We start from the raw sequence: 19,396 nt of genomic DNA on the forward strand, positions 1-19,396 counted from the left end.
CACATAACGATCTATTATCGGGTTAGGTGATGATTGATAGGGAATTTAAGATGAATTATAAGGAAGGATATATAAACTGTGGGGGAAAAGATCACCGATTAATATAACCCACCGCCCAATTCCAGGAAATAACGCTGATATTTATTGGTCGGTAAAAAGTGCCCGTTAATACATTCGGGGCAGCTCGCCGGGCGGGGCGCAGTCGCGCCCCGCAGGCAGCGTTAGCTGTACATCACGGTAATCGAGGCGCTGGCGAGACGATGGAAATGGACGTTAAAGCCCACCATCGCGCCGCTGGCGTTTTCGTCCACCTCGATTTTGTCCACGTCCAGCGCGTGAACGGTAAAAATATAGCGGTGGCTTTCGCCCTGCGGCGGCGCGGCGCCGCCGTAGCCCGCCTTACCGAAGTCCGTGCGCGTCTGAATCGCCTCTTCCGGCAGCGCCGCCTGGCCAGAGCCAGCGCCCTGCGGCAGCACCGTGACATCGGCGGGAATATTCGCCACCACCCAGTGCCACCAGCCGGAGCCGGTCGGCGCGTCGGGATCGTAGCAGGTGACGACGAAGCTTTTCGTGCCTTCCGGCACCTCGTCCCATGCGAGGTGCGGGGAAATATTATCGCCCTGGTAGCCCATGCCGTTGAAGACGTGGCGCGCCGGCATCTTCTCCCCGTCGTTGAAATTGTGACTGTAAATCCTCATCGCATCTCCGTTTTATTGATGTAAAAACTTCAGCAGTTCTTCTGCGGTAACGGCTGATGAGGTGGGGTTCTGACCGGTAATCAGATGCCCGTCGGTAACGGCGAAAGCGCCCCAGTCTTCAGTGCGCTCAAACAGTCCACCCTGTTTTTTCAGCTCATCCTCCACCAGGAAAGGCACCACGTTCGTCAGCCCAACGGCCTCTTCTTCGCTGTTGGTGAAGCCGGTCACCCGTTTGCCCGCCACCAGCGGCGTGCCGTCCGGCTTTTTCACATGGCGCAGCACGCCGGGCGCATGACATACCGCCGCCACCGGCTTGCCGTTGGCGAACAGATTCTCAATCAGCGCAATGCTGTGCTTATCCTCGGCCAGATCCCACAGCGGGCCGTGACCGCCCGGATAAAATACCGCGTCGAACTTGCTGCCATCAATAGTTTCAAGACGTTGTGTATTCGCCAGCGCCTGCTGAGCGGCGACGTCGTGACGAAAACGGTTAGTATCATGCGTCTGAGCGTCCGGCTCGTCGCTTTTCGGATCGAGCGGCGGCTGTCCGCCCTGCGGCGACGCCAACACCACGCTGATGCCGGCATCTTTAAAGATGTAATAAGGCGCGACAAACTCTTCCAGCCAGAAACCGGTTTTTTTGCCGGTTTCGCCCAGTTTGTCGTGGGAGGTTAACACCATCAAAATTTTCATTACTGCTCTCCCGGTTGATCTGACGCGACACGAATGACCAGCTTGCCGAAGTTTTTACCTTCCAGCATGCCGGTAAAGGCCTCCGGCGCGTTCTCCAGATCGTCAACGATATGTTCACGGAATACCAGACGATCTTCCGCCACCCATTGGCTCATCTGACGGAAAAACTCGTCAAAGCGATCGCCATAATCCTGATTAATGATAAAGCCCTGCACGCGCAGCCGTTTACGCAGGATCGCGCTTTGCAGCAGCGGCAGATGATCGCGTCCCTCCGGCAGGTCGGTGCTGTTATAGTCGGCGATCAGGCCGCAGACCGGAATGCGCCCTTTGGTGTTCATCAGCGGCAGCACCGCGTTAAACACTTTGCCGCCGACGTTTTCAAAATAGACGTCGATGCCGTCAGGGCAGTGCTGTTTCAGCTGTTCCGCCAGATCGTCCTGACGGTGGTCGACGCAGTGATCGAAGCCCAGCGTCTCTTTGGCGTAGCGGCACTTTTCCGCGCCGCCAGCGATGCCGACGACTTTGCAGCCTTTCAGCTTCGCGATTTGACCCACCACCGAGCCGACGGCGCCGGTCGCGGCGGCCACCACTACGGTTTCGCCCGGCTGTGGATTGCCGATATCCAGCAGGCCCATATAGGCGGTAAAGCCGGTCATACCCAGCAGGCTCAGCCCCCAGGAAGGATGCTCCAGTACCGGCCCTTGTAATTTAACCAGGCCTTTGCCGTCCGACAGGGCGTAATCCTGCCAGCCGCTCTGGCTGACCACCCAGTCGCCCGGCTGATAGTCGGCATGTTTCGACTGTTCGACAATCGCTACCGTGCCGCCGCCCAGCACATCGTCGACGGCGAAAGGTTCGACATAGGAGGGCGCGTCGCTCATGCGGCCGCGCATATAGGGATCGAGCGACAGGTACACCGTCCGCAGCAGCACTTCGCCGTCGTCGGGCGCAGGCACCGGCTGCGTGTCAAAACGGAAGTTCGCTTCGGTCGGCGCGCCGTGCGGGCGCGAGGCCAGAAGCACGCGGCGATTGCGCTCTTTTTGCTGTGGCATGACTTACTCCTTTAGCTTGCGGGGATGCTAAAAGCGTAGTGCATCACGCCACGGTGCGCTCAAAGGACATCCACGCTCACGCCGGCAAAAAGAGATCGGGGCGATCCAGCGCCGCTTCAATAGCCTGCGTCAGCCGCGCCAGCCGATCGGCATCGATCACATAGGGCGGCATCAGATAGATCAGGCGGCCAAAGGGCCGGATCCAGACGCCCTGATCGACGAAAAAGCGCTGGATGGCGGCCATATTGACCGGCTGGCGGCTCTCAATCACGCCGATGGCGCCCAGCACGCGCGCGTCTTCAACCTGCGGATGAGAGGCCAGCGGCAGCAGCGCCGCGCGCAGCTGCCGTTCAATCGCCGCGACCTGCTGTTTCCATTCGCCTTCCTGCAACAGCGCCAGGCTCGCCTCCGCCACCGCGCAGGCGAGCGGGTTGCCCATGAAGGTCGGGCCGTGCATAAAGCAGCCCGCCGCGCCGTTGCTGATGGTGTTAGCCACCACGCGCGTAGTGAGCGTGGCGGAGAGCGTCATGGTGCCGCCGGTCAGCGCTTTCCCCAGACAGAGGATATCGGGCGCGATGTCAGCATGATCGCAGGCGAACAGCTCGCCGGTGCGGCCGAAGCCGGTGGCGATCTCGTCAGCAATCAGCAGCACCTGATGGCGATCGCACAGCTCGCGCACCCGCTGCAAATAGCGCGGATGATAAAAGCGCATTCCGCCCGCGCCCTGCACGATCGGCTCCAGAATGACCGCCGCGATGCTGTCCGCATGCGTCTCCATCAGCGCGGCGAACTCGGCGATATCTGCCTCATCCCAGCTGTCGTCAAAGCGGCGCTGCGGCGCCGGCGCGAACAGATGATTCGGCAAATAGCCCTGCCACAGGCTGTGCATGGAGTTATCCGGGTCGCAGACCGACATCGCGGAAAAAGTATCGCCGTGGTAGCCCCGGCGCAGCGTCAGAAAGCGCTGGCGCCGTTCGCCGCGCGCCTGCCAGTATTGCAGCGCCATCTTCATCGCCACTTCTACCGCTACCGAGCCGGAATCCGCCAGAAACACGCACTCCAGCGGTGCGGGCGTCATCGCCACCAGGCGGCGGCAGAGCGCCACGGCGGCAGGATGGGTAATGCCGCCGAACATGACGTGCGACATCTGCGCCATCTGCGTTTGCAGCGCCTGGTTGAGGCGCGGATGGTTATAGCCGTGAATCGCCGCCCACCATGAAGACATGCCGTCCACCAGCTGACGGTCGTCAGCCAGCTGCAGATGAACACCCTGCGCGCTGACCACCGGATAGCAGGGAAGCGGTTCGCTCATGGAGGTGTAAGGATGCCAGATATGGTCGCGGTCGAAGGCGAGATCGTCAGAAGTCATGATCACTTGTAAACCAAAAAGAAAAGATTTAGTTTACAAGTATAATTCGGTTCCACAATAAAAACGACACTTTCTGGAGTAAGCAATGGCGATGCGCTGGACGCTGGCAGAGGCTCAGGCCCTGTTTAATAAACCTTTTCTTGAACTGATGTTTGAAGCGCAGCAGGTCCACCGGCAGCACTTCGATCCGCAACAGGTGCAGGTCAGTACGCTGTTGTCGATCAAGACCGGCGCCTGCCCGGAGGATTGCAAATATTGCCCGCAGAGCGCCCGTTATAAAACCGGCCTTGAGTCGGAGCGCCTGATGGAGGTGGAAGAGGTGCTGGCCTCGGCACGTAAGGCGAAGGCGGCGGGATCGTCGCGTTTCTGCATGGGCGCGGCGTGGAAAAACCCCAACGACCGCGATATGCCTTACCTGGAAAAGATGGTGCAGGGCGTAAAGGCGTTGGGGATGGAAACCTGCATGACGCTGGGCACGCTGAGCGACGCGCAGGCGCAGCGGCTGGGCGAAGCCGGACTCGATTTTTACAACCATAACCTCGACACCTCGCCGGAGTTTTACGGCAATATCATCACCACGCGCACCTATCAGGAGCGTCTCGACACGCTGGACAAGGTGCGTGAAGCGGGGATTAAAGTCTGTTCGGGCGGCATCGTCGGCCTTGGCGAAGAGGTGAAAGATCGCGCGGCGCTGCTGGTGCAGCTGGCGAATTTGCCGACGCCGCCGGAAAGCGTGCCGATCAATATGCTGGTGAAGGTCAAAGGCACGCCGCTGGCGGAAAACGAGGATGTCGATCCGTTCGATTTTATCCGCACCATCGCGGTGGCGCGCATTATGATGCCGACCTCCCACGTACGCCTTTCCGCCGGTCGCGAGCAAATGAGCGAGCAGACCCAGGCGATGTGTTTTATGGCGGGCGCCAACTCCATTTTCTACGGCTGCAAGCTGCTGACCACGCCGAACCCGGAAGAGGATAAAGATCTGCTGCTGTTCCGCAAGCTGGGCCTCAACCCGGAGCATACCCATACCCGCGCGGGCGATAACGAGCAGCAGCAGGCGCTGGCGCAGCAGCTGGCCAATGCCGACACCGCGCACTACTACAACGCGGCGCAGTAATGAGCTGGCAACATCGCATCGCTGAGGCCCTGCAAACGCGTCGGCAGCAGCAGCGTCTGCGTCAGCGTAGCCTGCTGACGCCGGACGGCGCAGGCTGGCTGCGGCATGAAGGCCAGCGTTACCGCAACTTCGCCAGCAACGATTATCTTGGTCTGAGCGACGATGCACGCATTATCGACGCCTGGCAGCAGGGCGCGGCGCGCTACGGCATCGGCGCCGGGGCGTCCGGGCATGTAACGGGCTATCTTCAGCCCCATGCGGCGCTGGAGGCGGAGCTGGCCGACTGGCTCGGCTATCCGTGCGCGCTGCTGTTCAATTCCGGCTACGCCGCCAACCAGGCGGTGATCGGCGCGCTGGCGGCGCAGGACGACCGCATTCTGGCGGATAAGCTGTCGCACGCGTCGCTGCTGGAGGCCGCGAGCCTTAGTCCGGCCACGCTGCGGCGCTTCGCTCATAATCAGCCGGAGAGCCTGCATCGGCTGCTGGCTTCGCCCGTCGGGGGCGAAACGCTGGTGGTGACCGAAGGCGTGTTCAGCATGGACGGCGACAGCGCGCCGCTGAGCGCGCTGCATCAGCTGACGCGGCAGGCAGGCGGCTGGCTGCTGGTGGACGACGCGCACGGCGTCGGGGTGCAGGGCGAGCAGGGGCGCGGCAGCTGCTGGCAGCAGGATGTCAGGCCGGAGCTGCTAATCGTTACCTTCGGCAAGGCGTTCGGCGTTAGCGGCGCGGCGCTGCTGTGCGATCGGCAGACCGCCGACTATCTGTTGCAGTTCGCTCGTCATCTGATCTACAGCACCGCGATGCCGCCCGCGCAGGCTGAAGCGCTGCGCGCAGCGCTTCAGGCAGTGCAGCAGGGCGACGATCTGCGCGCGCGGCTGGCGGAGAATATCGCTCGCTTCCGCCACGGCGCGCGGCAGCTTGGCCTGGCCCTGACGCCGTCAAACACTGCGATTCAACCGCTGATCGTCGGCGAGGAGGCGCGGGCGCTCGCTTTCGCCAGCCGTCTGCGGGAGCGCGGCTGCTGGGTGACGGCGATCCGTCCGCCGACGGTGCCGCCCGGCACGGCGCGGCTGCGCATCACCCTGACGGCGCGCCATACGGCGGACGATATTGACAGGCTGCTGGAGGCGCTGCATGACGCACAGAGTGAATAAGCAGGCCGTCGCGCAGGCGTTCGGTCGGGCGGCGGACGGTTACGAACGTTACGCCGATTTCCAGCGCTACAGCGGCGAACGTCTTATGGCGCTGCTGCCGCCGTCAGAGGTCGGCTCGGTGCTGGACGCGGGCTGCGGCACCGGCTGGTTCAGCCGCCGCTGGCGGGAGAAAGGGCATCAGGTGATCGCGCTGGATCTCTCGCCGGGCATGCTGGCGCAGGCGCGCCGCGACGCTTCGGCGCAGCACTACCTGCTGGGCGATATCGAGGCGCTGCCGCTGCAACGTCACAGCGTCGATATCAGCTGGAGCAACCTTGCGGTGCAGTGGTGCGACAGTCTGGCGCAGGGCATCCGCGAACTGCATCGGGTGACACGTCCCGGCGGCAGCGTGCTCTTTTCCACGCTCGCCGACGCCTCGCTGCATGAGATGCGCAGCGCCTGGCAAGCGCTGGACAACTATCAGCACGTCAACACCTTTTTACCCGAGACGGCGATTCGCGAGGCATGCGACGGACTGGCGCTGCGGCTGGAAAGCGAAACGGTGACGCAGCACTTTCCCGATGTGCTGAGCGCCTTACAGTCGCTGAAAGGCATCGGCGCTACCCATATACATCAGGGCCGCGCCAGCGGCCTGCTGACGCGTCAACGGCTGATGCAGTTGCAGCAGCACTGGCCGCAGGACGCGCAGGGCTATCGCCTCTCTTACCAACTCATTACCGGAGTGATTGATTGTGAGTAACTGCTGGTTTCTGACCGGAACCGATACGGAAGTGGGCAAAACCGTGGTCAGCAGCGCGCTGCTGCAGGCGGCGACGCGCGCGGGCTTTACCACGGCGGGCTATAAGCCGGTGGCGTCTGGCAGCGAAATGACGTCGGAAGGCATCCGCAACGGCGATGCGCTGGCGTTGCAGCGTAACAGCAGCCTGTCGCTGCGCTACGAAGAGGTGAATCCGCTGGTTTTTCTGGAGCCGACCTCGCCGCATATCGTCAGCGCCGATACCGGCCAGCCGATCGCTTTTGCACAGCTTTCCGCCGGGCTGGCGGCGCTGCGAGCGAAAGCGGAGTGGGTGTTGGTGGAAGGCGCGGGCGGCTGGTATACGCCGCTGTCAGAGCAGCATACCTTTGCCGACTGGGTAAAACAGGAACGGCTGCCGGTGATTTTGGTGGTGGGCATCAAGCTGGGCTGCATCAACCACGCTCTGCTGACGGCGGAGGCGGTGCTGAACGCAGGCCTGCCATTGGCGGGGTGGATCGCCAACGATATCCAGCCGCCGGGCAGACGGCATCATGAGTATCTGGCGACGCTGCGCCAGCGCCTGCCCGCGCCGTTTCTCGGCGAGATCCCCTGGCTGGAGGAGGTTGAGAACGACCGGCTGGGCGACTGGCTGCGCTTGCCTGAAGTCGATCCGCACCGCTAGCTGACCGCCAGCCACTTATCCACGACCGATTCATCCAGCTCCGCAACGTGGCCCTGCGCCACGTTGCGTCCATGATGCAGCAGCAAAAAGTAATCCGCCACGCGACGAATAAACGAGACGCGCTGTTCCAACAGCAGGATCGTCAGGCCGAACTCATGGTTAAGGCGATGCAGCAGATTGCCGGTCTCCTCCTCCAGCCACGGCGACATTCCTTCTGTCGGTTCATCCAGAATCAGCAGACGCGGCTGGAGCGTCAGCGCTCTCGCCAGCGCCAGATGCTGCTGCAATTCCAGCGGCAGTTCGCCGCTGCGCTGGTGGCGACGCTGCCACAGCGCCGGAAACAGGTCGTAAACCAGCGGCGGAATGGCGCAGTGACGATCGTCCTGACCGGCCAGCAACGCAATCAGTAAATTCTCCTCCACGCTGAGCTGCGAGAATATCTGCCGTCCCTGCGGCACATAGCCGATGCCGAGCCGGGCGCGCTTGTCCGCCGGCTGCGCCAGCAAATCTTCCGGCGGCGATCCATCCTGCTGCCACATCATGCTGCCGCTGTTGATCGGCAGATGGCCCATGATGCAGTTCACCAGCGTGGTTTTTCCCATTCCCGGCTGGCCGATAATGCCGGTGCAGGTGCCGGGCGGCAGATCGAGATCGACATCCCACAGAATATGGTTCTGACCGTAAAACTGATTAACCGAACGTAAACTCAGCATCTGATATTCCCCTTCCGTACAGTTCACATCATTCTGTCGGCCCGCTTTGCAGCCGGGCCGGAAACAGGCGTCGGCGAGTCATATCACCGTTCCTTTCCGCGATGAGCATGTTCACAGAAGGACCCGTCTTTCTTGCAATCCGCAGGCCAACAGCGGGCAAAGAGAGGAAAAATGCGTGCGACGGCGGGAAGGCGTTAGCGAGAAATGGTCAATGTTGCTTAACAATTTATACAGGGAACCGATCCTCTGCACTTTCGTGGTGCCCGTTACGCCGCGCTTATGGTGCAGGCGGCCCAGCATAAGGCAGAAAAATTTATTAATAACGGATTGACGCGGACAGCGTAAAAGTTTTGCTGATGCCGGATAGCAGGGGTTAAGGCCTAAAAATCAGGGGCAGGAAAGCGACGAAAAGGCGAAAAAAAAATATTTCATTCGCGTTACGTCGCCGGTGGGAATTTTATCCATCCCCGATGTTGCGGGGCCTGTAAACAGTTATCCACTATTCCTGTGGATAACCATGTGCATTACCGAGTGAAAACAACGTGCAGACCAGAGCGGGCGCGGCTTTTTCCTGAACTGGCGTTAAACTGGACTTTATTTATATTTTATTTATTTTCAGTAAGTTAATTAAAATCAAGCCTGCCGCCGCGCGCGCTTTTTTCCATGGCCGCTTTTGCGCTGCGCCTATTGACAAATGTTAAAGGATCACATCGGTTGGGGATAACATTGCACCTCTTAATATTATCGCTGTGTAATGATAAGCCTTAAAATCTCCGCTTTGCCTTTTTTGTGCGGATCGGGCAAAATAACTGATTATTTATCCAGTATCCCGCGCTGGAAAAATCATCGAAGCGGAGTAAAATTACCATCCTGTCCGTGCAATCCTTCAGCAGAGACCTTCATAATGAGTAAAGCTTTTAAACTTAACTCCGCCTTTCAGCCCTCCGGCGACCAGCCTGAGGCGATCCGCCGTCTGAAAGAGGGGCTGGAGGACGGTCTGGCGCACCAGACGCTGCTGGGGGTGACCGGCTCCGGGAAAACATTCACCGTCGCCAACGTTATCGCCGATCTGAACCGGCCGACGATGGTGCTGGCGCCGAACAAGACGCTGGCCGCGCAGCTCTATGGCGAGATGAAAGAGTTTTTCCCGGATAACGCCGTTGAGTATTTCGTTTCTTACTACGACTATTATCAGCCTGAGGCTTACGTTCCCAGCTCTGATACCTTTATCGAAAAAGACGCCGCGGTGAACGAACATATCGAGCAGATGCGTCTTTCCGCCACCAAAGCGCTGCTGGAGCGGCGCGATGTGATCGTGGTGGCGTCGGTGTCCGCTATTTATGGTCTGGGCGATCCCGATCTCTATCTGAAAATGATGCTGCATCTGTCGCGCGGCATGATTATCGATCAGCGCAGCATTTTGCGTCGTCTGGCCGAGCTGCAATACAGCCGTAACGATCAGGCTTTCCAGCGCGGCACCTTCCGCGTACGCGGCGAAGTGATCGATATTTTCCCGGCGGAATCGGACGATATCGCGCTGCGCGTAGAGCTGTTCGACGAAGAGGTCGAGCGGCTCTCCTTGTTCGATCCCCTGACCGGTCAGGTGGAATCGGTGGTGCCGCGCTTCACCATCTATCCGAAAACCCACTACGTGACCCCGCGCGAGCGCATCGTGCAGGCGATGGAAGAGATCAAGCTGGAGCTGGCCGATCGCCGCAAGACCCTGCTGGCTAACAACAAGCTGCTGGAAGAACAGCGCATTACGCAGCGCACCCAGTTCGATCTGGAGATGATGAACGAGCTGGGCTACTGTTCCGGCATTGAAAACTATTCGCGCTACCTTTCCGGGCGCGGACCGGGCCAGCCGCCGCCGACCCTGTTTGACTACCTGCCGGCGGATGGCCTGCTGGTGGTGGATGAATCGCACGTCACCATTCCGCAAATCGGCGGCATGTATCGCGGCGACCGCGCGCGCAAAGAGACGCTGGTGGAGTACGGTTTCCGTCTGCCGTCCGCGCTGGATAACCGTCCGCTGAAATTTGAGGAGTTCGAGGCGCTGGCGCCGCAGACCATCTACGTATCCGCGACGCCGGGCAACTACGAGCTGGAAAAATCGGGCGGCGAAGTGATCGATCAGGTCGTGCGTCCGACCGGCCTGCTGGACCCGATTATCGAGGTGCGTCCGGTCGCCACGCAGGTGGACGACTTGCTTTCCGAAATCCGCAAGCGCGTAGCGGTGAATGAGCGCGTGCTGGTGACGACGCTGACCAAGCGCATGGCGGAGGATCTGACCGAGTATCTGGTCGAGCACGGCGAGCGTGTGCGCTACCTGCACTCCGATATCGACACCGTGGAGCGTATGGAGATTATCCGCGACCTGCGTCTGGGCGAGTTTAACGTGCTGGTGGGCATCAACCTGCTGCGTGAGGGGCTGGATATGCCGGAAGTGTCGCTGGTGGCGATCCTCGACGCCGACAAAGAGGGCTTCCTGCGCTCCGAGCGTTCGCTGATTCAGACCATCGGCCGTGCGGCGCGTAACGTCAACGGCAAGGCGATCCTTTACGGCGACAAGATCACGCCGTCAATGGCGTGCGCCATCAGCGAAACAGAACGCCGCCGCGAGAAGCAGATTGAGTACAACGCCGAACACGGCATCGTGCCGCAGGGCCTCAACAAGAAAATCACCGATATTCTTGAGCTGGGCCAGAGCGCGACCAAAGGAAAAACGCGCGGCAAACCGGCCAGCCGCAGCGTAGCGGAAGCGGAGGCGAGCTATATGGCGCTGACGCCGCAGGCGCTGCAAAAGAAAATTCATCAGCTGGAAGGGCAGATGCAGCAGCATGCGCAGAATCTGGAGTTCGAAGAGGCGGCGCGCGTGCGCGATCAGCTGCATGAGCTGCGTGAACTCTTTATCGCCGCGTCGTAAGGCGAGCGCTTCGCTAACGGCAGGCGTCCGGCATCAGCCGAGCGCCTGCAATGCTTTTTCCAGCGCCAGGCGCAGCAGCTGGCGGTCGTGACGGTAGGGAATATCCGCCGCTTCCAGCGGCTGCTGCACAATCAGACGATCCTGCACCCCCTGAGTATCGACGCGCGGGCCAACCACCACCGCGTCGATCACCTTCTTGCCAATCGCGTTTTCCATTATCGCCAGCTTATCTTCCAGCCGCAGCGCGGCGGCGGCCGGGCTGAGCTCGCGCCCCAGGTTGCCGATAAAAATCAGCGGAGCGTGAGTACGGCGCAGCGTCTGCGCCATCTCCGCCATGAGCAGCACCGGCATCAGACTGGTGAAAAAGCTGCCGGGGCCAATCAGAATCAGGTCCGCCTCGGCGACCGCCTCAATCGCCTCGCGCGTCGGTGCCACGTTGGGATGCAGCATCAGTTCCTGCGGCGCCTGTTTCAGCGTATCAATTTCCGTTTCGCCATAAACCATATTGCCTTCGCTGTCGGTCGCTACCAGGTCGACCGGCTGTTCCGACATTGGAATCAAAAAGGCGTCCACCTTCAGCATATTGCGAATCAGGTTAATCGCTTCCAGCGGGCGCACGCTGAGGTGATCCAGCGCCTTCAGCATCAGGTTGCCGAGGTTGTGTCCCGCCAGCTCGCCGTTGCCGGTAAAGCGATACTCGAACATCGCCGAGGCGACGCCCGGCTCGGTAATGAGCTGATTCAGGCAGTTGCGCATATCGCCCCAGGCGATGCCGCCTTCCGAACGCCGAATACGTCCGGTTGAGCCGCCGTTGTCGGTGGTGGTGACGATGCCGGTCAGCCGCGAACCGAGGGGGGCGAGGGCAGACATGACGCGGCCCAGACCGTGGGCGCCGCCCAGGGCGACCACCCGATCCAGATCCGCAAGAGTACGATTACGCATAACGCTCCTGACAGTGAATAACGCCCATATCCGGCGTCAGCTGCGCACAGAATAATAGTTTCTCGCCCGGTTTAATACTCTCTGCGGCCACGTACCCCTGCGCAATCCCGCAAACAGCGGCCACAGATGACTTATTGCAATCATTGTTCACGCCTCGTTTGTCGCCTGAGTCAGACAAGATGCAGGAATTTGGCGCCATCATGCAGAAAATAGCAGAGAAATGACGATATATAACCGTTTATATAGCGAAATTGACCGTGGCATGCCCTGTCAAATAGCGCTACTATTTGTCGGTTCCTGTTTAACAGGCAAAACCACACTCAAGCCTTTGCGCCTACGTCATCTGATAGGGGGCACTGGCCGCAGCCGCGCGCTGCCAGGGTGCAGAAAGAAATGACTGCATCTCCCATTTTGGAAAGGTGTTCTGGTGAACCAATTTACTGATTCCTATGCACGCAAGTTCTATTACTTGCGTTTGTCGATCACGGACGTGTGCAATTTTCGTTGCACCTACTGTCTGCCTGACGGCTATAAGCCGCAGGGCGCGACCAATAAGAGCTTCCTCTCCCTCGACGAGATCCGCCGCGTCACGCGCGCCTTCGCCAGCGCCGGCACGGAAAAAGTGCGTCTTACCGGCGGCGAGCCGAGCCTGCGCCGCGATTTCGTCGATATCATCGCCGCCGTGCGCGAAAACCCCGGCATCCGCCAGCTGGCGGTGACCACCAATGGCTACCGCATGGCGCGCGACGTGGCGCGCTGGCGCGAAGCGGGCCTGACCTCAATCAACGTCAGCGTCGACAGTCTTGACGCCCGTCAATTCCACGCCATCACCGGCCAGGATAAATTTCATCAGGTGATGCGCGGCATCGACGCCGCCTTCGAGGCGGGCTTCAGCAAGGTCAAGGTTAACAGCGTGCTGATGCGCGACGTTAACGATCGCAGCCTGCAAACCTTCCTCGACTGGATTCGTCATCGTCCCATTCAGCTGCGCTTTATCGAACTGATGGAGACCGGCGAAGGCGGCGATCTGTTTCAGCGCCATCATATTTCCGGCGAGGTTATCCGCGATCGGCTAATCATGCAGGGCTGGCAACGCCAGCTGCGCGACCGCAGCGATGGCCCGGCGCAGGTGTTCCGCCATCCTGACTATCAGGGCGAAATCGGCCTGATCATGCCCTACGAGAAGGATTTCTGCGCCAGCTGCAACCGTCTGCGCGTCTCCGCCATCGGCAATCTGCATCTCTGCCTGTTCGGCGACGGCGGCGTGCCGCTGCGCGATCTGCTGGCGTCCGACGCGCAGCAGGAGGAGTTGCAGGCGCGCATCGCCGCCAGCCTTGGCCGTAAAAAGCAGACGCACTTCCTGCATCAGGGCAATACCGGCATCACGCAGAATCTCTCATTTATCGGCGGCTAACCTGGAGGAAAGCATGGGCAAAGCCACTCAGGAATTTCAGGCGACGCGGATCGCGGTACTGACCGTTTCCGACCGTCGCGAAGCGCACGACGACACCTCAGGCGACTATCTGCGCGAAGCGGCGACCGGGGCGGGCCATCAGGTGCTCGACCACGCGATTGTCGCCGACAACCTTTACCGTATTCGCGCGGTGGTCTCCAGCTGGATCGCCAGCGACGATATTCAGGTGATTTTGATTAACGGCGGCACCGGCTTCAACAGCAAAAACAGCACGCCGGAAGCGCTGCTGCCGCTGTTTGACCGCGAAATCGAAGGTTTCGGCGAAGTGTTTCGCATGCTCTCCTGGGAAGAAATCGGCTCCGCGACGCTGCAATCGCGCGCTGTCGCCGGGATGGCCAACCAGACGCTGATCTTCGCGATGCCGGGCTCCACCTCCGCCTGCCGCACCGCCTGGGAGCGCATTATCTGTGAGCAGCTGGATGCCCGTACGCGTCCCTGCCAGTTCGTATCACATCTGAAAAAAGCGTAACTATGTCGCAATTAACCCACATCAACGCCGCCGGCGAAGCGCATATGGTCGACGTTTCGGCCAAGGCGGAAACGCTGCGCGAAGCGCGCGCGGAAGCGTGCGTCGTGATGGCCCCCGCCACGCTGCAAATGATTATCGAAGGACGTCACCACAAAGGGGACGTGTTCGCCACTGCCCGCATCGCTGGCATTCAGGCGGCGAAGCGCACCTGGGATCTCATCCCGCTCTGCCATCCGCTGATGCTGAGCAAGGTAGAAGTCGAGCTGACCGCCGAGCCGGAGAAAAATCGCGTGCGCATCGAATCGGTTTGCCGTCTTACCGGCAAAACCGGCGTCGAGATGGAGGCGCTGACCGCTGCCTCGGTGGCCGCGCTGACGATCTACGATATGTGCAAAGCGGTGCAGAAAGATATGGTGATTGAATCGGTGCGTCTGCTGCAAAAAAGCGGCGGCAAGTCGGGCGATTTTCAGGCGGTGGAACATGATTAAGGTACTGTTTTTCGCACAGGTGCGCGAGCTGGTGGAGACCGCCGCGCTGTCGCTGACGGCGGAGTACGCCACGGTAGAAGATCTGCGGGCGGCGCTGGCCGCGCGCGGCGACCGCTGGGATCTGGCGCTCAGCCCCGGCAAACTGCTCGCCTCGGTGAATCAGACGCTGGTGTCGCTACAGCACCCGATTCAGGACGGCGACGAGGTCGCGTTCTTCCCGCCGGTGACCGGAGGCTGATATGACCACCCGCATTCGCGTCGGCCAGCCGCCGTTCAGCGTGGCCGAAGAGTACCAGTGGCTCTCCGCCAGTAACGATGACGGCGCGGTTGTCACCTTTACCGGCAAAGTGCGCAACCATAATCTGGGCGATAACGTCTCTGCGCTGACGCTGGAGCATTATCCCGGCATGACGGAAAAGGCGTTGGCGGAGATTGTCGAGGAGGCGCGCGCGCGCTGGCCGCTGCATCTGGTCAGCGTTATTCATCGCGTCGGCGAGCTTTTCCCCGGCGACGAGATTGTGTTTGTCGGCGTGAGCGCCGCGCATCGCGGCGCGGCTTTTGAAGCGGCCGAGTTTATTATGGACTACCTGAAAACCCGCGCGCCGTTCTGGAAACGGGAAGCGACGCCGCAGGGCGACCGCTGGGTTGAAGCGCGCGACAGCGACAGGCAGGCCGCCGGCCGCTGGGATTAAGGGGTTTTGTGGCGCTTCGTCTGTTCTGAAGTGCCAAATTCGGTATCGCCATGCGCATGCTCGCCGCCGCCCTTAACGCGCTGTAGCTGAATGGTATCGCCATCCTGCCAGGCGTTGGCGCCTTTGACGATCGGGTTGGCGACGATATCGGCGCGCTGCTGGCGCATTTTGCGGCTGTCGATGCCGAAGCGTTCATCGCGATCTTTCAGCAGGCGCTGATCGAGCTGCCCGTCGGCGGTAAAGCCCATCATCAGCGCCGGAATGCCGAACGGCAGGGTTTTATCGCGGTCGGTGTGCCAGGTGTGCCAGGTTTTGCCATAGGTGTTCACCAGTTTAGTCATTAGCGCCTTATCCGCCGCGTCCGGCAGTCCCGGCGCCACCAGCGTGCCTGATTTCACCTCGTAGCTGTGGCTGTGCCACAGTTTCTTCTCTTCCGGCGGCAGCGTTTTAAACAGCCGCTCGCTGATAATATATTCCACGCCCATCAGACGAGCGTCACGCGTATTGCCGTCATAAATCAGCGCCTGCATCACATCGTCGTTCAGGATGGTGACGTAGTGGTGCGCTTCCATCTGGCCGTTTTTATCGCCGCTGTAAAAGTGGAAGCCGTCGAGATAGGCGTTAATGGCGTCGATCGGCGGACGCGACTGCATCGCGGCGGCGCCGGTATCAAGAAGCTTCATTTTTGTTGATGTCGGCGCGCCGGGCGTCTGCACCTGCGCTGGGGTATTATTTGCGCCGCAACCGGCAAGCATCAATGCTGAAAGCACCGGCAACCATAGCTTTTTCATTCTTTACTCCGGAAATAACAATTAACAATTCTTAACGTTAGCGTAAATTCGCCAAAGTGAAAGGCGCGAAGGGAAGGTAACGGGAGGCGGGTCAAAACTGGCAATTTTGCGCGCCAGTGGGTAAGGTGCGCTTATTCTCACCAGAGGCAGGGACAGGTATGTCATTTCAGCGTTTCCGCACACTCCCGCTCGCCGCGCTGCTGGCGCTGGCGGGCTGTACCAGCAAACAGCCGCAGACGCCGCAGCAAACGCCGCAGCAGGTGCAGGCGCGCGTCGTGAAGCTGATGCCTTCCGACGTGCGGCAAAAGGCGGACTGGGCCAGCGATATCGCTACCGCCTTCCGTACCCAGAAGATCGATGCCAGCGACAGCCATATCTGCGCGGTGATTGCCGTTGCCGATCAGGAAACCAATTTCAACGCCGATTCGCCGGTGCCCGGCCTGCCGAAAATCGCCTGGGGCGAGATCGATAAACGTGCGGCGCGGCTGCATATTCCGGCGTTTCTGGTGCGCACCGCGCTGCTGATTAAATCCCCTAACGGCCGCAGCTACGCCGACCGGCTCGACAGCGTGCGCACGGAGAAAGAGCTGAGCGCCATCTTCGATGATTTCATCAATATGGTGCCGATGGGCCAGACGCTGTTCGCCAACCTGAACCCGATCCACACCGGCGGCCCAATGCAGGTCAGCATCGCCTTTGCCGAGGCGAATGCGCAAGGCTACCCATGGCCGGTTAAAAACAGTATCCGCCAGGAGGTCTTTACCCGACACGGCGGCATCTGGTTTGGCGTGAAGCATCTGCTTGGCTATCCGGTAAACTACAGCGAGCCGCTCTATCGCTTCGCCGATTTTAACGCCGGCTGGTACGCCAGCCGCAACGCGGCGTTTCAGGCGGCGGTGGCGCGCGTCACCGGCATGAAGCTGGCATTGGACGGCGATCTGATTCTTTACGGCTCCGACAAGGCGGGCGCCACCGAGCTGGCGGTGCGTACGGTCGGCGCGCAGCTGGATATGAGCGATCGGGCGATCCGCCGCGATCTGGAGAAGGGCGATAAGCCCGATTTTGAAGAGAGCGAACTCTGGAAACAGCTGTTTGCGCTGGCGGATAAACAGGCCGGACGACGACTGCCGCGCGAGATGCTGCCCGGCATTGCGCTGGAAAGCCCGAAAATCACCCGCAAGCTGACCACCGCCTGGTTCGCCCAGCGCGTCAACAGCCGCTACCAGCAGTGCATGGCGCGCCGGTAAATCAGCGCGTCAGCCACCGCCGATAAAACAGCCCCTGACCTTCGCGTCGGGGCATTCTTTTTAAGCGAGCCGTTCCAGCTGAAAGGTGGAAACGGTTTCCGCCAGCTGGTGCGCCTGCTGCTCCAGCGAGGCGGCGGCGGCGGACATCTCCTGCACCAGCGCGGCGTTCTGCTGCGTAACGCCGTCCATCTCGTTGACCGCCACGCTTACCTGGCTGATCCCCAGCGACTGTTCGTCGGAAGCGTTGACGATCTCATCAATGATCGCCTGCACCGCTGAAACCGATTCGGTCATCGCCTGCATGGTTTCGCCGGTTTCGTTGACCAGCGAAACGCCTGCGCTGACGCGCGACGCCGACTCTTCAATCAGCGCGGAGATCTCCTTCACCGCGTTGGCGGAGCGCTGCGCCAGATTGCGCACTTCAGACGCCACAACCGCGAAGCCGCGCCCCTGTTCCCCGGCGCGCGCCGCCTCTACCGCCGCGTTCAGCGCAAGGATATTGGTCTGAAAGGCGATACTGTTAATCATGCTGGTGATATCGCCGATCTTGCGCGAGCTGTCGTCGATCTGTCCCATAATTTCCACCACCTGACGCACCAGCGTCTCGCCGCGCTGCGCCACCGCCGTCGCGTTGCCGGTCAGGGTGGTTGCGTGGTGGGCGTTATCGGCGTTGAGCTTCACCGTCGCCGTCAGCTGTTCCATGCTGGCCGCGGTCTCCTGTAGCGCGGAAGCCTGCTCCTCGGTACGAGAGGAGAGATTCAGGTTGCCGCTGGCGATTTCGCTGGCGCCGCTACGCACAGACGCGCTGGCGGTCATGATCTCGCCCACCATGGTGCGCAACTGCTGCTGCATGGTTTGCATGGCGTAAAAAATGCTCTGGCGATCGTTGGCCTGCACGCTGATCGGTTGGCTCAGGTCGCCCTGCGCCACGGCCAGCGCCAGGCTGGCGGCGTCTCCCGGCTCGCCGCCAATAGGACGTGCGATTTTACGGGTGAAAATCAGCCCCAGCACGCCGCACACCACCACGATGCTTACCAGCATTAGCACCAGCGCATAGACCAGTTGCCGGTTCGCTGCCGCCATCACGTCGCTTACCGGCGCGACAATCGCCAGTCGCCAGGGCGTGCCGCTGTTGCCGACGTTAATTGGCTGCCAACTGATAAACGCCGCCTCTTTCAGCCAGGCATCCTCAGACATCTGTACGCCCGTCGCGCTGTGTTGTTCCCCTTGCCAGGTTTTACCCGTCTGCGAGGCATCGGGACTGGCGATAATTTTGCCTTCGTTCGACAGCAGCAACGCATAGCCTTTACCCTGCCAGGGCTTAATGGCGCTAATCGCTTTTTGCAGCGTCGCCAGTGAAAAATCGGTGGTTACCGAGCCTTTAAACTGGCCGCCCACCACAATTGGCGCGGCAATGGAGGTCAGCATCACCTCGACGCCGTTGTAAGGGTAAAGGTAAGGCTCCAGAATCACCTCTTTCATCCGTTGACGCGGCAGCAGGTAATAGTCGCCGCTGCCCGGTTTTTCATAGTCGGTCAGATTGTGTAGCGCCGGATTGTTACCGCCGTCGCGGGCGACGTAGCGCACGTAGCGTCCGGTTGGCTCCTGATCCGGCTGTCCGGCAAAAGCGGCGTCTTTACCGTCAAAGGCGTTCGGTTCGAAAGCCAGCGACATGGAAAGAAAATCATTGTGGGCGCTCAGGGTGTCGAGCAGCAGCTGGTCCAGCGCGCGACGTTCCGTCAGGCCCGCCTGATGCAGGCTCCATGCGCTGGTGGCAAGCGCGCGCGCCGCATGCAGCGCGCCGTCGAAACGGTTTTGCACCTGTTGGGCGTTGGCTTTGGCGATCTGTTGCAGGTAATCCTGCGCCAGCTGCCGCTGCTGTTGACGCGACTGGCTGCTCAGCAGGCCGATGGTCAGGATAAAACCGAGAGAAATCGTAAGCATGCCGGTGATCAGCATCAGCGTGCGGGTGCGCATTTTGCGCTTTGTGGTAAGTGAACGAGACATGACATTCCCCGGCAAGGTCAAAAAAATGAAAAGACCTCCTGTCAGCGAATCTCCTTCTGCTCAGATTATCGGCAGCGCGGCGTCTGAACTTTATACTGAACGGCAGCGGGGAAGGTGGACAGCAACAGAGAAATAGCCCAACCAGC

At 60.6% G+C, this 19,396-nt stretch carries 19 protein-coding genes and 1 riboswitch; of the genes, 11 read left to right on the top strand and 8 right to left on the bottom strand.

From position 1 onward, the window contains the following. Positions 1-221: 221 nt before the first annotated feature. The 4 genes from MYY08_RS13725 to bioA all read right to left on the bottom strand — a co-directional run bounded on the left by MYY08_RS13725 (position 222) and on the right by bioA (position 3,812). Positions 222-698, bottom strand: coding sequence for a kinase inhibitor (locus MYY08_RS13725; RefSeq protein WP_084970763.1), 477 nt, complete (start codon positions 696-698; stop codon positions 222-224). A gap of 12 nt (positions 699-710) precedes the next feature. After that, positions 711-1,391: a type 1 glutamine amidotransferase domain-containing protein gene (locus MYY08_RS13730; protein WP_084970761.1), complete on the bottom strand. Its 681-nt coding sequence runs from the start codon at positions 1,389-1,391 to the stop codon at positions 711-713. Then, the gene (curA, locus tag MYY08_RS13735) at positions 1,391-2,443 is read right to left on the bottom strand and encodes an NADPH-dependent curcumin/dihydrocurcumin reductase (RefSeq protein ID WP_038627295.1); all 1,053 of its coding nucleotides are present in this window, start codon (positions 2,441-2,443) and stop codon (positions 1,391-1,393) included. Before curA ends, MYY08_RS13730 begins: the two co-directional genes overlap by 1 nt. Before the next feature lie 76 nt (positions 2,444-2,519). Then, a complete protein-coding gene (bioA, locus tag MYY08_RS13740; RefSeq protein WP_288014600.1) occupies positions 2,520-3,812 on the bottom strand; it encodes an adenosylmethionine--8-amino-7-oxononanoate transaminase in 1,293 nt (430 codons plus the stop codon). 85 nt (positions 3,813-3,897) lie between these two features. Here bioA and bioB point away from each other — a divergent pair, with 85 nt between their 5' ends. The 4 genes from bioB to bioD are packed head-to-tail and all read left to right on the top strand — an operon-like array spanning position 3,898 to position 7,501. After that, complete coding sequence (bioB, locus tag MYY08_RS13745) at positions 3,898-4,929, top strand: biotin synthase BioB (protein ID WP_288014585.1); 1,032 nt, start codon at positions 3,898-3,900, stop codon at positions 4,927-4,929. Beyond that, positions 4,929-6,083, top strand: coding sequence for an 8-amino-7-oxononanoate synthase (gene bioF / locus MYY08_RS13750; RefSeq protein WP_038627292.1), 1,155 nt, complete (start codon positions 4,929-4,931; stop codon positions 6,081-6,083). The genes bioB and bioF overlap by 1 nt, the downstream gene beginning before the upstream one ends. Beyond that, entirely contained in the window at positions 6,064-6,822 is a 759-nt protein-coding gene (bioC, locus tag MYY08_RS13755) for a malonyl-ACP O-methyltransferase BioC (protein ID WP_038627291.1), read from the top strand. The genes bioF and bioC overlap by 20 nt, the downstream gene beginning before the upstream one ends. Beyond that, positions 6,815-7,501, top strand: a complete 687-nt coding sequence (gene bioD, locus MYY08_RS13760; RefSeq protein WP_288014587.1) for a dethiobiotin synthase — start codon at positions 6,815-6,817, stop codon at positions 7,499-7,501. The genes bioC and bioD overlap by 8 nt, the downstream gene beginning before the upstream one ends. Here the strand turns inward: bioD and MYY08_RS13765 are convergent. Next, positions 7,498-8,214, bottom strand: coding sequence for an ABC transporter ATP-binding protein (locus MYY08_RS13765; RefSeq protein ID WP_038627289.1), 717 nt, complete (start codon positions 8,212-8,214; stop codon positions 7,498-7,500). The two genes, bioD and MYY08_RS13765, sit on opposite strands and share 4 nt — an antisense overlap. Before the next feature lie 904 nt (positions 8,215-9,118). Here MYY08_RS13765 and uvrB point away from each other — a divergent pair. Beyond that, positions 9,119-11,140, top strand: coding sequence for an excinuclease ABC subunit UvrB (uvrB, locus tag MYY08_RS13770; protein WP_288014589.1), 2,022 nt, complete (start codon positions 9,119-9,121; stop codon positions 11,138-11,140). A gap of 33 nt (positions 11,141-11,173) precedes the next feature. On the opposite strand, the gene MYY08_RS13775 is transcribed toward uvrB, so the two are convergent. Next, positions 11,174-12,082, bottom strand: a complete 909-nt coding sequence (locus MYY08_RS13775) for a gluconeogenesis factor YvcK family protein (RefSeq protein WP_288014591.1) — start codon at positions 12,080-12,082, stop codon at positions 11,174-11,176. Between the two features lie 305 nt (positions 12,083-12,387). Next, positions 12,388-12,520, top strand: a riboswitch (molybdenum cofactor riboswitch). On the opposite strand from MYY08_RS13775, the gene moaA reads away from it, so the two are divergent. From moaA to moaE, 5 genes are all read left to right on the top strand, one after another. Next, the gene (moaA, locus tag MYY08_RS13780) at positions 12,507-13,496 is read left to right on the top strand and encodes a GTP 3',8-cyclase MoaA (protein ID WP_190296859.1); all 990 of its coding nucleotides are present in this window, start codon (positions 12,507-12,509) and stop codon (positions 13,494-13,496) included. Its footprint overlaps the riboswitch before it by 14 nt. A 13-nt stretch (positions 13,497-13,509) precedes the next feature. After that, positions 13,510-14,025, top strand: coding sequence for a molybdenum cofactor biosynthesis protein B (gene moaB, locus MYY08_RS13785; RefSeq protein WP_038627280.1), 516 nt, complete (start codon positions 13,510-13,512; stop codon positions 14,023-14,025). Between the two features lie 2 nt (positions 14,026-14,027). Then, positions 14,028-14,513, top strand: coding sequence for a cyclic pyranopterin monophosphate synthase MoaC (gene moaC, locus MYY08_RS13790; RefSeq protein ID WP_038627278.1), 486 nt, complete (start codon positions 14,028-14,030; stop codon positions 14,511-14,513). Next, complete coding sequence (gene moaD / locus MYY08_RS13795; RefSeq protein WP_038627276.1) at positions 14,506-14,751, top strand: molybdopterin synthase sulfur carrier subunit; 246 nt, start codon at positions 14,506-14,508, stop codon at positions 14,749-14,751. The genes moaC and moaD overlap by 8 nt, the downstream gene beginning before the upstream one ends. A 1-nt stretch (position 14,752) precedes the next feature. After that, on the top strand, positions 14,753-15,205 hold the full coding sequence (moaE, locus tag MYY08_RS13800; RefSeq protein ID WP_288014594.1) for a molybdopterin synthase catalytic subunit MoaE: 453 nt from the start codon (positions 14,753-14,755) through the stop codon (positions 15,203-15,205). Here moaE and MYY08_RS13805 read toward each other — a convergent pair. Beyond that, positions 15,202-15,996: an OBAP family protein gene (locus MYY08_RS13805; protein ID WP_038627271.1), complete on the bottom strand. Its 795-nt coding sequence runs from the start codon at positions 15,994-15,996 to the stop codon at positions 15,202-15,204. The genes moaE and MYY08_RS13805 overlap by 4 nt on opposite strands. Before the next feature lie 158 nt (positions 15,997-16,154). On the opposite strand from MYY08_RS13805, the gene MYY08_RS13810 reads away from it, so the two are divergent. Next, the gene (locus tag MYY08_RS13810) at positions 16,155-17,243 is read left to right on the top strand and encodes a DUF1615 domain-containing protein (protein ID WP_288014596.1); all 1,089 of its coding nucleotides are present in this window, start codon (positions 16,155-16,157) and stop codon (positions 17,241-17,243) included. A 60-nt stretch (positions 17,244-17,303) separates the two neighbouring features. Here MYY08_RS13810 and MYY08_RS13815 read toward each other — a convergent pair whose 3' ends face one another. Beyond that, positions 17,304-19,250 (bottom strand): methyl-accepting chemotaxis protein, encoded by a 1,947-nt coding sequence (locus MYY08_RS13815; protein ID WP_084971258.1) that lies wholly within the window; start codon positions 19,248-19,250, stop codon positions 17,304-17,306. Positions 19,251-19,396 lie beyond the last annotated feature (146 nt).

The organism is Mixta sp. (assembly GCF_024610815.1).
GTDB lineage: Bacteria > Pseudomonadota > Gammaproteobacteria > Enterobacterales > Enterobacteriaceae > Mixta > Mixta calida.